Consider the following 11,718-nt stretch of genomic DNA (forward strand, 5'->3'; position numbering starts at 1 on the left):
GATGGCGTCATACTTTTCGCGGATTGCTCCGCAGACCTTGTAGGGGCTGGGCCAGTAGGTGGTGCAGTTGACTGGTTCTGCCGCGAGTGCGCGTGCCAGCGGGTTGGTAGCGCGGTCTTGTTGGGCCTGCTGTTCGGCGGCTTCCTGGACCTCGGCGCGGTCTGCTTCTTCTTTGGTGAATCCGCCGGGAATGTCCTCGGTGTCTGAGCGCATCTGACCGGGGGTGATCGTTGCCTCGGGGTCAGTGGTGGCGTGCCAGTCGGCCCCGGCATCGTTGTCGATCGTGTTGTCATCGAAGCCGGGCTCGGCGGGTTCGAGGTCTTCTCGACCGGGAGCGGGGGTTGCGGCGGCTTCGGCAGCGTTGTCGATCGCCTCTTGTTCAGCGTTGGCCCGCGCGGAGGCCGAGTCGTCGGGCCCGGTGGTGATGCTGGGTTGCGCCGCCGAAGTCGGGGTCAGTGTTGAGCTCAGTCCGAGGGCGAGGACATCCGCGAGCAGCGGTCTGAGTACTTTGTGTCGCATTGATTCCTCTTGGTGGTGAGTGCATGGGGAGAAACGTCAGGTGTACCAAAAGCCACGTCAGCGGAATATTTTGAAAGGCTGTGCAAGTGTTGGGACACTATCGTTGAGTGAACCATGTTTTCGCTCAGTCGACAAGAGTGGGGGTGGTGTGCGCTGTATGTTCGCCACGACCGCCACACCGACGCCCCGGCTCACGTCCTGGGAGCGGCGGTGCGAGTATGGCTTCACAAGCGATGCCTGGTCGACTGACGCTTCTCAAAGATCCCTTATACTCTGCACGGTCTGGACAGAAATCCCCACAGCTGGCGTCCTCACCCTGCCAGACCACCTGGACCAGTTCGACGAGAACCAGCGTCTGGGCGAGATTGACCTGTGGGCCCCGCGGTACATCGACGCGCTCTACAAGGTCATCCTCAACCGCGCCCGGGACGCCGGCGACCTCCACCTCCTGAAACGGCAGACCCTGATCGACGCCCGGCCACGGCTGGCCCTGCCCACCCCGCTGCGTGACCAGTGGGAGGCCCGGTTCGACGAGTTGGCCGGGCGCGGCCGACGACCATGATCGACAACGCAGAGGTGACAAACCCCAGCACCCGCCCGTGGTGGAGCAATACTTCGCTGTAGAGCTCTCTGCCGGAACCGCGCGGTAGACGCCTCCGTCGCTCAGCGACGATCCGCGTCCGTCGCACCACTACGATGACGGCATGACACTTCAACTGACCGGAGTACTGGTCCTCATCGCCTCCCCGGGTGACACACAGCAAGAACGCGCCAGCGTCCGCGAGGCAATCAACAACTGGAACATCAACAGCGGACGACGCATGGGGGTTGCTCTACTTCCTTGGCTGTACGAGCATTCCGCCGTGCCTACCCTCGGCGACCGGCCCCAGGCGATCATCAACTCACAGGCCGTTGACCGCGCTGACGTGGTGGTCGCATTCTTCGACAGTCGGCTCGGCACAGACACGGGTGTCAGTGTCTCGGGTACCGCAGAAGAGATCCAGAGGGCGCATGCCTTAGGAAAACCCGTGCACGTGTACTTCTCGAACGAGGACGTTCCCCGCGAAGCCGACCTCGACCAGCAGGTGGCACTGCGAGACTTCAGGCAAGGTCTTCAAGACAGCGGACTGCTCGGGGACTATAACGATCCCCAGGACCTTGCAGGTCAGGTAGTTCGGGCGCTCCAGCATGACATTGACGAAGCGGGATGGGATGTTTCTGCACATTCCCGGACGATTACACTCTCGGGAGCTCAGCTTGCGTGGCATCACGAACACACCGAGAAACCTGACGGAGTGGACAAGCGAGGCAAGCAAAAATACAAGACCACCAGCAACCGACTGGTAGTCGAGAACACAGGGTCCGTGCCCGCTGAGGATCTGACCTTCACGGTGACCGGGCTCGACGGCTGCAGGGTCCACGACGGCGACCTTCCCACCACTCCGTTCACCCTGGAAGCACACTCCACCCGAAGCTGGATCGTAATCCCCCTTAGCAGTGGAACGGTCGAGATCGCCGCAGCGTGGACGGAGGGAGGGGAGGACAAGAACGCCAAGTTCACCACCGAGGTCCGCTCCAGGTAGTCGCTGCGCAGAACTGGACATTGGCGCGGTTACGGAACTGTCAGATCAACTGAGACGCCAGAGGCTGGTATTGACGCCGGGCAGCGGCAAACCCCCAGGTCGATAGTGTCAGAATGAGTGAGAAAAGTGTCAGTTAGACTGAGACAGGACAGCCTCAGGGCCGGTAGACCGACAGCACCCGGTAGTGTGCGACGAAGTCCAGTTCCGAGACCTTGTCCCCGACCTCACCGTCATAGGCGACCTCGGTGGGCTCGCTGAGGATCTCGCAGCGGAACTCCGGGCGATGCAGCTCGTGGTACAGCGGACTGCGCCCCAAGTTTCCGGTCAGCAGCGCCACCACGGTGCGAAGCCGCGAGAACCGACGACCGGTCTCCAGCATCCGCACATCGAGCAGGCCGTCCTCGATCGTCGCCCGGTCGACCGGAGCGAACCCCGACGGCCGATACAGGGAGTTGCCGAGAAAGAACAGCGAGGTCTTCAGGGTCTTGCCGTCGTACCTGATCTCGACGGCATTCTCCTCCTTGAGCACCCGCCAGGCGGCGATGACCGCGGCCACTGTCTTACCGGTCTTCCCCTCGTACTTCTCGCGAATCTCCACGAACCGCGGGTAGACACCGATACTCGCGGTGTTCAGCAGTGTGGTCCCACCGTTGAGCGTGACGACATCGACTTTCTCCACCGTCCCCGCCTTCACCGCGGCGATGGTCCGGTCAACTGTCGCGCAGTCAATTTGCTTTGCGAAATGATTGAATGTCCCACCCGGGAACACCGCCAGCGGCTTGCCCGCGGCACGGGCGACACCCGCGGCTGCGGCCACGGTGCCGTCGCCACCGGCGATGCCGAGCACCTCAGCCCGGGATGCGGCGTCCTCCAGGACCAGTTCGACGTCATCGTCCGGCCCGAGGGTGACGATTTCGGCGGCCGGAAGTGCCTTCTCGACCTCCTTGAGGACCCTCTCCCCTGTCCCACCGCCCGAGGCCGGGTTCACGACAAGGACCAGTCCTTCACCTTCAGGACGCGCCGGCGCATCGACAATATGCGTCTCAACCCCGGAGATGTCCGGCACCACCGGCGGCGGCACAATTTTCGCTCCGATCGCGGTGATCAGCGCACCGAGGCCGAATCCTGCCAGCACATCGCCGGGATAGTGCGCTCCGGTGTACACCCGGGAGAAACCGACGAGACCTGCCAGGGCACCTACCCCTGCTCCGATCCCCGGGGCCTCCACCGCCACACCGGACGCGAAGGCTGCGGCGCTGGCGGAGTGACCCGAGGGGAAGGAACTCGACTTCGGGTACCGGCGGACCTGACGCGCCACCGACACCGACCCGTGCCCCGGTCGCTGCCGCCGCCACCAGCGCTTCGCCACCTGGTTGGCGATGAGACTGGTACTCGCCACGCTGACCACTCCACGCATCGCGGCCCTTTGGATCCGGGGGTTGCCGGTGAGTGCCATGGCACCGGCGATCCCGATCCACAGCTTCGAGTAGTTGGCGGCACCGGTGAGCCTGGGCAGGAAGGCGTCCAGGCGTGGATTCTCCGCTTCGGCGACCGCGTCGAACACGTCCCGGTCCATCCGCACGACGCCTGAGAGCATCTCGCCCACCGCGGTCCGCCTGAACCGGCCCCCGATCCGACCCCTGACACGACTACTCATTGACGCACTCTCCGTCCACCTGCAGCTGACTACCGACCATCCCAGACTACCTGGTGGATGCTCCGGCGTTACCGCAGGTCGAAGTGATGTGTGGTCAGTAACGGAATGCGCCGTCCGCACCGAACGCGGCCTCGCGAACCTCGGTGACGCAGTCGGTCGCCAGCGGCCCGTAGATGTGCGGGAACCGCTGCCCGTTCGCCGCCTCCTCGCGGATCTCGGTCCCGGCGGCGCGCACGGAGTCCTCGTCGATGACCAGGACGCACAACCGGACGCCTGCCTCGGCCGCCGGGCGGTAGAACCGGTCTGCAGTTCCCGCGATCTGGTCGGCGAAGGAGGCGTGGATGAACCCCACCTCGTCGAGGGACTGCTCGAGGGTGGACACCCGGTATTCACCGTCGGCGACAGCGGCGTCCCAGGAGGACCTTGCGGCAATGTGGTAGATGGTCATGTGCCAAAATGTTACCCATGACACTTCCCCACACTGACATTGATCCGGACGGTCTGCTGGAGTACTCCGTCGTCTTCACCGACCGGTCCCTGAACCACATGTCGAAGCGTTTCGTCGGCGTCATGCAGGACATCATCTCCGTGCTCAAGGGCGCCTACGACGCCTCAGCTGTCGCCATCGTCCCCGGTGGCGGTTCCTACGGCATGGAGGCCGTCGCCCGGCAGCTCGTGACCGGCCGGAAGACCCTCATCGTGCGCAACGGTCTGTTCTCCTTCCGCTGGTCCCAGATCATCGACGCCGGGAAGATCACCGACGATGTCACGGTGCTGACCGCAAGCCAGGCCGAGGACGCCACCACCTCCCCCTGGTCCCCCGCCCCGATCGACGAGGTCACCGCCACGATCCGTGAGCAGAAGCCGCAGGTCGTCATCGCCCCGCACGTGGAGACCGCCGCCGGTATCCAGCTGCCCGACGACTACCTCCGCGCCCTCGGCGAGGCCGCCCACGAGGTCGGGGCCCTGTTCGTCCTCGACTGTGTCGCCTCCGGCGCCTCCTGGGTCTCCATGACCGACACCGGTGTCGACGTGCTGGTCAGCGCCCCGCAGAAGGGCTGGTCCGGCACCCCGTGTGCCGGTTACATCATGCTCAGCGAGGCAGGCCGGAAGGCTGTCGAGGAGACCACCTCCACCAGCTTCGCCATCGACCTGAAGAAGTGGCTGACCATCGCCGAGTCCTACGTCGAGGGCACCACCCCGTACCATGCCACCATGCCGACCGACTCGCTCGCACACAATGCCGAGCTCATGGTCGAGGCCCGCGAGATCGGCCTGGAGAAGCTCCGCGCCGCCCAGATCGAGCTCGGCGCGAAGGTCACCGAACTGCTGACCTCCCGTGGCATCACCCCGATCGCCGCAGAGGGCATCGCCGCCCCGTCCGTGATCGTCGCCTACACCGACGATCCCGCGGTGAAGTCCGGCGCGAAGTTCAAGGAGGCCGGAATCCAGGTCGCCTCCGGCGTGCCGCTGCAGTGCGGTGAGCGCGAGGACTTCTCCACCTTCCGCCTGGGCCTGTTCGGCCTGGACAAGCTGCAGGACGTCGACGGCACTGTCGAGCGTCTGCGCGCCGGGCTGGACAAGCTCGGCCTGTAGGAGGAGCCTCGGGGCATGCTCTTCGCCTTCTCCATAGCCCCGTCCACGACCGCGGAACCGGACGGCTCGATGTCCCACATCGTCGCCCGGGCCGTGGAGGTCATCCGCGACTCCGGCCTGCCCCAGGAAACCTCGTCGATGTTCACCACCGTCGAGGGTGAATGGGATGAGGTCATGCCCGTGATCAAACGGGCCTGCGAGGCCGTCGCCGAGGTCTCCCCCAGGGTCTCCCTGGTACTCAAGGGCGATCTCCGGCCCGGACGCAGCGGGGAGATCACCGGAAAGGTCGAGCGGCTCAACGCCGCGATCGACGGGGACTGACGGACATCACTCCGTCATCCGGTGCATCAGCCAGTTGTCCGGGTTACCCTCCATCTCCGTCCTGATCAGGGCGAACTTCTGCGGCTCCCCACCGAGGAGCCGGTTGCCGTGTCCCCGGCGGCCCCGACGCCCCCGGCGCCCGTGCAGCGTCACGACGATCTTGTCCTCGTCCCACGAGTGCAGGACGTAGCTGCCGGCGTCCCGGATTGTCACGGTGCCCGCACCAGGTTTCCCCTCCCCGATGCGTCCTTCGAAGGACGCGTACTCCAGCGGGTGGTCCGGGGTCTGCACCGCGAGACGGTCCTGCTCCGTCGTCTCCGGCACGCCCTTCGGCAGTGCCCAGGAGACGAGGACGCCGTCATGCTCCAGCCGGAAGTCCTGGTGCAGGCTGGTGGCGTCATGTTCCTGGATGACGAAGGCGGGACCACTGTCGTCCGGACCGAGCAGCGACGCCATGGGGTCACCGTCAGTGAGCAGCCGCTCCATGATCTGCCGGTAGCCGAGCTGGCGGACGTCCGCGTCGATCTCCTCCCAGTACCGCGGTGCCGCGACCGTCGGCTGCGACCGGCCGCGCAGGGAATAGGGCGCGCAGGTGCACTTCACGCCGTCATTCTGGCTCCAGTCGATGAGTACCTTCCCCTGTCGCTTCTCCCTGGACATCGTCGAGGTCACCAGGTCGGGATGCTCCTGCGCGATCTCATCGGCGATGGAATGGACCAGGTCCCGGACCACGGACGGTCGGTGGTCACCGGCCAGCCCCGCATAGACATGGATACCGCGGCTCCCGGTGGTCACCGGGACGGAGACCAGGTCACGGGTATCCAGCTTCTCCTTGACCAGGTGCGCTACCTCGGCACAGTCGGCCAGGGTGGCGTCCTTCCCCGGATCCAGGTCGAAGACGGCCCGGTCTGGTCCGTGGATCCCGCCGCGCGGTCCGTAACGCCACTGCGGGGTATGGATCTCCAGGGCATCCAGCTGCATCAGCCAGACCAGTGTGGCGGCGTCATTGACCAGCGGGTACGTGACCGTGCGGGACTCATGCACGAATTCACGCGTCCTCACCCACTCCGGCGTGCCGTCGCGCAGGTTACGTTCGAAGAAGGACTCCCCCGGGTCTGCTGCCGTGCCGGCCCCGTCCACCCAGCGTTTGCGGGTGGCAGGCCGGTCATGGGCGTGGGCGGTGAACCACGGGGCGACGGCCCGCGCGTAATCCAGCAGGTCGTGCTTGGTCGTCCCGGTCGCCGGGTACATCACCTTGTCCGGGTGGGTGAACCGGACGGTGCGGCCGGCGACATCGACGGTGTCTGTGGTGTTCGTGGTGTCGGTATCAGCCATGCCCCCATGGTGGCACGGTCAGCCGGCGACGTCCGCCCCCACCGTCGCGGCGTCATTACGCTCGGTGAAGTAGTCGGCGGCACGGACCGGCTCATAGTGGACGCCACCACCGACCGGCGGCGCGAAAGGCTCGACGATCTGGTCCATGTCCGGCTCGCAGAAGCAGATGATGCTGTACAACTCCTCGGACGGTGCCTCCTGCGGTGGTGCGAGGACGCGGTGCTTTGTCGAACGCCACCGGTCACCGGTCCAGCGGGCCAGCAGATCGGCGATGTTGATCGTCATCGCGCCCTCGACGAAGGGGGCGGTCGCCCACTCACCGTCGAGGGTCTGGACCTCGAGTCCGCCGTAGCCGGGTTGCCGGTCGAGGATGGTCACCAGGCCCCAGTCGGTGTGCGGGGCGATGCGGTACTGACCCTGGCGGGCCTGCCCGACGACCGACAGGGCCGGGTACCGGTTGATGTTGAAGGTGTTGGGGGACTTCGAGGCCCGCTCGACGAAGTACTGTTCATCGAGGCCGAGCGCGGTGGCGAGCATCTCCAGCAGGTCGACATAGAGGGCACGGGCCTGGTCGATCCAGGTCAGGACCAGCTCCCGGAGCTCGGGAACCTCTGCCGGGTAGACATTGTCCTTGAAGTACTCCGCGTCGATCTCGGCGTCCCCGGTACGGAAGTCGCGGCCGAAGGTGAGCGTCTCCTTGAGGTCCGCCTTCTCCGGGTCGATCTCCTCGCCGTAGTAGGCGTTGGCCTCGTCTCCCTTGCGGATCCAGCCGCGTCCGCCGACCGGGGTCCGGTACTGCTCCTTGACCTCGTCGGGCAGGTGGAAGAACTCCTTCGCCGTCGCGCGGACCCGGGCGGAGAGCTCGGGATCGATGCCGTGGCCGGTCACCATGAAGAAACCGGAATCCTGCATCGCCTGGTCCAGGCGCATGGCCAGGGCCACGCGCCGGGAAGCATCCCCGGTGCGCCAGACAGCGACATCAATGAGCGGAATATCGGGAGTTGCCGACATGTAGACTTACCTTTTTTCACGGGCGTGGACGCAGGTCATACTACTCAGGTTCCCCGCAGAATCCAGACCTCCCCCACCGCGGCACCCCTGATCACCGGGATATCGTACAAATCGTACAAGTCCCGTCATATCGTACGAATCGTACAAATCGCACAGCGGAAATGATGTCGTACAGATCGTACAGGCGCGCCGAACTCCAGGAGGCTCCCATGGCTCCCCGAAATCCGTTCCGACCGAGCTTCGGGATCACCCCCACCGTCGTTGTCGGCCGTGAGCTCGTGACCATGAACGTCGGACTCGCACTCCTCGAAGGACCCGGGTCACCCTACGGTTTCACACTGGTCAGCGGACCGCGAGGGTCAGGGAAGACCGTCCTTCTCAACCTGCTGGAGGAGGAGGCCCGGTACCGCGGCTGGACGGTGCTCAGGGTGACGTCGTCCCACGACATGGTGGATGATCTCGTGGCGACAGATATCCCCGCACTCCTCCGCGACATCACCGGAAAGAAGACCCGACGTATCGTGACCGGCGGATCAGTCGCCGGTATCGGCTCAGTCACGACCCAGGCCGAGAGCGCATTTCCCGTCCGGGAGTCCCTGCGCACCCTCCTCCACTCCCTGGTCACCACGCTTGATGACAGGGACAGCGGACTGTTCATCACCGTCGACGAGATCCATGCCGCACGGCCGGCCGATCTCCACCGCCTGACCGACGCCATCCAGAATCTTGTCCGTGATGGCCTCCCGGTGGCCATGTCCGTCGCCGGCCTTCCCTACGAGATCTCCGCACTGCTCGATCACCCCGGCACCACGTTCCTCCGCCGTGCCTGCGCGGTACAGCTGGGCACGCTGCGCGATGCGGAGGTTGCTGACGCCCTGCGCAAGACCGCGGATGACGGTGGACGGCCGTTCACCGAGGACGCACTGACCGCCGCCACGGACTACTGCCACGGCTACGCCTACCTGATCCAGCTCCTGGGCTCGGTGAGCTGGACATTCAGTACCGGGGGTCGCATCACGACGGAAGATGTCGCTGCGGCGCTGCCGTTCACGAGAGAGAGAATGGGGCTCCAGGTCCATGCCCCTGCCCTCCGGGAGATCCCGGAACGCGAGCTGGAGTTCCTCCGGTCGGTCGCCCTCCTCGGGACTCCGGCGCCGACCGGAGCAATCGCCGGGCGCATGGGAATCGCCGCAAATCAGGCCTCCACCTACCGTCGGCGGCTCATCGACCGTGGTCTGATCTCCCCTGCCGGCCACGGTCTCGTGGATATCGAGGTCCCCTACCTCGCCGCATACCTCCGCGATCACGCCGAAGACCGATCCCCTCCGGCAGTCCTCCCCCTCTCCCGGGTTCCCCCCTACCGCACCCTGGCGGTCTCGATCCGCGACGGGGCAGCGTAGGCCGTGATGCCCGCGCAGAGAATCGCGGCGAGGGACAGCAGCGTCGACCAGTCCTTGTCCAGCAGGCCACCGAAAATGACGTAGAACACGGCGGCGGCGACGGTCAGCGCGACGATCGCCGCATTGAACAGCCCCTCGTTACCGGTTCCGGAGACGGGAATGTAGAGCAGACCGGCGAGGACGCCGAGGATGCCCGCAACCACCCCGTGGATCACCGCGGCACCCGGCCCCTGGGCCACCGTGTCGCTGACCACGGCGATGAGCTGGTCGACGATGAGCACCACCGCGAAGGTGACGATCGCGGACAGGACGCCGAGCAGCACGAGGTTGACCGAGACCTTCTTCGCCTCGAACTTGCCCGCCAGCAACGACGGCCCCTTGTCCTCGTAGGAGTCCTGGTACTGCTGCGACTGGTACTGCGGCTGCTGGTACTGCTGGTAGTTCTGCTGACCCTGCTGACCGCTCTGGCGGTACGGGGGCTGCCCGTAGTCCTCACGGCGGTACTGACGGGTCTGGTCATCGTAACCGTCGTTGCCGTACGGGTACTGGTTACTCATCGGAACTGTCGCTCTCCATCGGGTCGCGGATCTGGTCGAACCATGAGTTTACCCGAGCAGCCTGTCCAGCCCCTGAGCGTTCCCGTTGAAGACGTTGCGGTCCACCGGCCCCTCAACACCAGGGACGTTCCCGGTGGAGGTGGTCTGCCAGATCGTCCACGTCTTCCAACCACCCGGGACGTCCGGGGAGTCGCCACCGTTGTAGTCGGCGATCCACAGCGGGTGATCGGCGAACGCGGCGGTGTTCCCCATCTCCGACTTCCAGAAGTTCGGGTAGGTGTAGATCACCGCGTCCCGTCCGGTCCGCAGCTTGAGGGTGTTGAGGAAGTCACGGACCCAGGACTGGAGCTGCTCCGGGGACAGACCGCCACTGTCTTCGATATCCAGGACCGGCGCGAGGGTCGGTGCCGGCGAGCCTATGGTGGCGGTGGCGAAGACGTTCGCCTGCGCGACTGCGTCGCCGGGGGCGTCGGAGGGGCGGGCGAAGTGGTAGTTGCCACCGCGGATCCCGGTGAGTCGGGCCAGGTTGATGTCGCCCAGCCAGTTCGGGTTGACGTAGTCGGTGCCCTCGGTCGCCTTGACGTAGGCGAAATCGGTACCGGCTGACCGTGCCTGGATCCAGTCCGACACCGGGGCCACGTTGTGCTGGTGGCTCGAGACGTCGATACCGTCGACGGCACTGTCCGGGGACAGGGAACCTGCGGGTCCGGAGCCGGACGCTGAGCTGTCGGCGGAGGCGGACGGGGCGGCGAGGACGGCGGCGGCTGCCACCGCGAGGGAGAGGATGACTGTGGTAGGGGTGCGCATGGCGCGACCCTGACATAAGTCGTTATCGATTCGTGACCATTTTCGGTCAGGCGGATCAGGCGAAGCGGATCCCGGCCAGTTGGTGGGACTGCGCCACGACCGCGCCGGTCGAGTCCCACACCGTCGCCGTCTCGTCGACCCGGTCGCCGAGGATCAAGTTGGCGGTGAGCAGGACATTCACCGGGCCTGGAGCCGGAAGTGCCCGCACATAGGTGGTCAGCTCGATGGTCGGCACCCAACCGGCCGGCCGGATGTCCATGGTCGCCGGAGGCAGCACGTCCGCCGCCAGCAGAAGGGACTCCGGGGTGAAGTCCTCCCCACCAGGCAGTGTGACCCAGGCCCGGGCTACCCCGACCCCGCGGCCTTCTCCCGTGGTGAACATCGGTTGTCCGGGTTCCGGACGGAGGCCGACGTGCCGGTAGATCTCGACGGGAGGCTGCTCCCCTGCCGCCGGGTACGTCGCGCATCCCTCGACCGGGTGCGGGGCCGGCGGAAGTCCGGCGGAGTTCCAGGTCCCCGACTGGCCGAGGTCAGCGGCCGATGCCAGGGATCCGAAGGTCACCGTGGTCTCTCCGGTCACCTTCCCACCCTGACTCATCCGGCATCGGACCTGGGTGGTCGTCCGGCCTGCACGGAGCAGTTCCGCCTCCATTGCGACGGTCCCGGGCCGGGGCGCACGGAGAAAGTGGGTGGACACCGCGACCGGATGCGGATGCTCCCCGGCGACCAGGTCCGACGCCGCGTTGACCATCGTGGCCTGCAGGTATCCGCCGTTGGGGTTGCCCAGGATGGTCCAGCCCGGGTGGATGTCCGCGGTCCAGCGGTTGTCGTCGATCGGGGTCACCGCACTGACATCGCTGAAGGTCGAATGCTGATTCAAGTTTTCGCTCACGATGCCCCATCGTAGAGCTCCGCGGCCCGACGCGTGCCGG

At 66.0% G+C, this 11,718-nt stretch carries 12 protein-coding genes and 1 pseudogene; 5 read left to right on the forward strand and 8 right to left on the reverse strand.

What is annotated here, in order from left to right:
* Positions 1–519 (reverse strand): annotated as a pseudogene (locus tag CVA01_RS11465) (hypothetical protein); the annotation flags it as partial.
* A 157-nt stretch (positions 520–676) separates the two neighbouring features.
* Between CVA01_RS11465 and CVA01_RS11470 the strand changes: the two are divergent.
* Both CVA01_RS11470 and CVA01_RS11475 read left to right on the forward strand, forming a co-directional pair.
* The gene (locus CVA01_RS11470) at positions 677–1,081 is read left to right on the forward strand and encodes a hypothetical protein (protein WP_141330870.1); all 405 of its coding nucleotides are present in this window, start codon (positions 677–679) and stop codon (positions 1,079–1,081) included.
* A gap of 142 nt (positions 1,082–1,223) precedes the next feature.
* Positions 1,224–2,102 (forward strand): DUF4062 domain-containing protein, encoded by an 879-nt coding sequence (locus CVA01_RS11475; protein ID WP_014009884.1) that lies wholly within the window; start codon positions 1,224–1,226, stop codon positions 2,100–2,102.
* Positions 2,103–2,256: 154 nt separating this feature from the next.
* Here the strand turns inward: CVA01_RS11475 and CVA01_RS11480 are convergent, their stop codons facing one another.
* Both CVA01_RS11480 and CVA01_RS11485 read right to left on the reverse strand, forming a co-directional pair.
* Positions 2,257–3,699, reverse strand: a complete 1,443-nt coding sequence (locus tag CVA01_RS11480) for a bifunctional phosphatase PAP2/diacylglycerol kinase family protein (RefSeq protein ID WP_052302595.1) — start codon at positions 3,697–3,699, stop codon at positions 2,257–2,259.
* Positions 3,700–3,853: 154 nt separating this feature from the next.
* The gene (locus CVA01_RS11485; protein WP_141330872.1) at positions 3,854–4,207 is read right to left on the reverse strand and encodes a DUF952 domain-containing protein; all 354 of its coding nucleotides are present in this window, start codon (positions 4,205–4,207) and stop codon (positions 3,854–3,856) included.
* 17 nt (positions 4,208–4,224) lie between these two features.
* On the opposite strand from CVA01_RS11485, the gene CVA01_RS11490 reads away from it, so the two are divergent.
* Both CVA01_RS11490 and CVA01_RS11495 read left to right on the forward strand, forming a co-directional pair.
* Entirely contained in the window at positions 4,225–5,355 is a 1,131-nt protein-coding gene (locus CVA01_RS11490) for an aminotransferase class V-fold PLP-dependent enzyme (RefSeq protein ID WP_141330874.1), read from the forward strand.
* Between the two features lie 15 nt (positions 5,356–5,370).
* A complete protein-coding gene (locus CVA01_RS11495) occupies positions 5,371–5,676 on the forward strand; it encodes a thiamine-binding protein (protein WP_073884729.1) in 306 nt (101 codons plus the stop codon).
* A 6-nt stretch (positions 5,677–5,682) separates the two neighbouring features.
* Here CVA01_RS11495 and ligD read toward each other — a convergent pair whose 3' ends face one another.
* Both ligD and CVA01_RS11505 read right to left on the reverse strand, forming a co-directional pair.
* Positions 5,683–7,011, reverse strand: a complete 1,329-nt coding sequence (ligD, locus tag CVA01_RS11500) for a non-homologous end-joining DNA ligase (protein ID WP_014009879.1) — start codon at positions 7,009–7,011, stop codon at positions 5,683–5,685.
* An 18-nt stretch (positions 7,012–7,029) separates the two neighbouring features.
* Entirely contained in the window at positions 7,030–8,022 is a 993-nt protein-coding gene (locus CVA01_RS11505; protein WP_141330876.1) for an isopenicillin N synthase family dioxygenase, read from the reverse strand.
* Between the two features lie 209 nt (positions 8,023–8,231).
* Here CVA01_RS11505 and CVA01_RS11510 point away from each other — a divergent pair, with 209 nt between their 5' ends.
* On the forward strand, positions 8,232–9,422 hold the full coding sequence (locus CVA01_RS11510; protein WP_244938278.1) for an ATP-binding protein: 1,191 nt from the start codon (positions 8,232–8,234) through the stop codon (positions 9,420–9,422).
* Here CVA01_RS11510 and CVA01_RS11515 read toward each other — a convergent pair.
* Genes CVA01_RS11515 through CVA01_RS11525 form a run of 3 tightly spaced genes read right to left on the reverse strand, consistent with a single transcriptional unit; the run spans position 9,380 to position 11,678 of the window.
* Positions 9,380–9,979: a hypothetical protein gene (locus tag CVA01_RS11515; RefSeq protein WP_014009876.1), complete on the reverse strand. Its 600-nt coding sequence runs from the start codon at positions 9,977–9,979 to the stop codon at positions 9,380–9,382. The two genes, CVA01_RS11510 and CVA01_RS11515, sit on opposite strands and share 43 nt — an antisense overlap.
* A gap of 48 nt (positions 9,980–10,027) precedes the next feature.
* Positions 10,028–10,786, reverse strand: coding sequence for a glycoside hydrolase family 25 protein (locus CVA01_RS11520; RefSeq protein WP_141330878.1), 759 nt, complete (start codon positions 10,784–10,786; stop codon positions 10,028–10,030).
* Between the two features lie 55 nt (positions 10,787–10,841).
* Positions 10,842–11,678 carry a thioesterase family protein gene (locus CVA01_RS11525; protein ID WP_014009874.1) on the reverse strand — a complete coding sequence of 279 codons (837 nt, stop codon included), beginning with the start codon at positions 11,676–11,678 and terminating at the stop codon, positions 10,842–10,844.
* Positions 11,679–11,718: the final 40 nt, after the last annotated feature.

Source organism: Corynebacterium variabile, assembly GCF_006539825.1.
Lineage (GTDB): Bacteria > Actinomycetota > Actinomycetes > Mycobacteriales > Mycobacteriaceae > Corynebacterium > Corynebacterium variabile.

Coding starts and splice junctions, on each gene's coding strand:
- CVA01_RS11470 (WP_141330870.1), top strand. CDS start 677: ATGTTCGCCACGACCGCCACACCGACGCCCCGGCTCACGTCCTGGGAG.
- CVA01_RS11475 (WP_014009884.1), top strand. CDS start 1,224: ATGACACTTCAACTGACCGGAGTACTGGTCCTCATCGCCTCCCCGGGT.
- CVA01_RS11480 (WP_052302595.1), bottom strand. CDS start 3,699: ATGCTCTCAGGCGTCGTGCGGATGGACCGGGACGTGTTCGACGCGGTC.
- CVA01_RS11485 (WP_141330872.1), bottom strand. CDS start 4,207: ATGACCATCTACCACATTGCCGCAAGGTCCTCCTGGGACGCCGCTGTC.
- CVA01_RS11490 (WP_141330874.1), top strand. CDS start 4,225: ATGACACTTCCCCACACTGACATTGATCCGGACGGTCTGCTGGAGTAC.
- CVA01_RS11495 (WP_073884729.1), top strand. CDS start 5,371: ATGCTCTTCGCCTTCTCCATAGCCCCGTCCACGACCGCGGAACCGGAC.
- ligD (WP_014009879.1), bottom strand. CDS start 7,011: ATGGCTGATACCGACACCACGAACACCACAGACACCGTCGATGTCGCC.
- CVA01_RS11505 (WP_141330876.1), bottom strand. CDS start 8,022: ATGTCGGCAACTCCCGATATTCCGCTCATTGATGTCGCTGTCTGGCGC.
- CVA01_RS11510 (WP_244938278.1), top strand. CDS start 8,232: ATGGCTCCCCGAAATCCGTTCCGACCGAGCTTCGGGATCACCCCCACC.
- CVA01_RS11515 (WP_014009876.1), bottom strand. CDS start 9,979: ATGAGTAACCAGTACCCGTACGGCAACGACGGTTACGATGACCAGACC.
- CVA01_RS11520 (WP_141330878.1), bottom strand. CDS start 10,786: ATGCGCACCCCTACCACAGTCATCCTCTCCCTCGCGGTGGCAGCCGCC.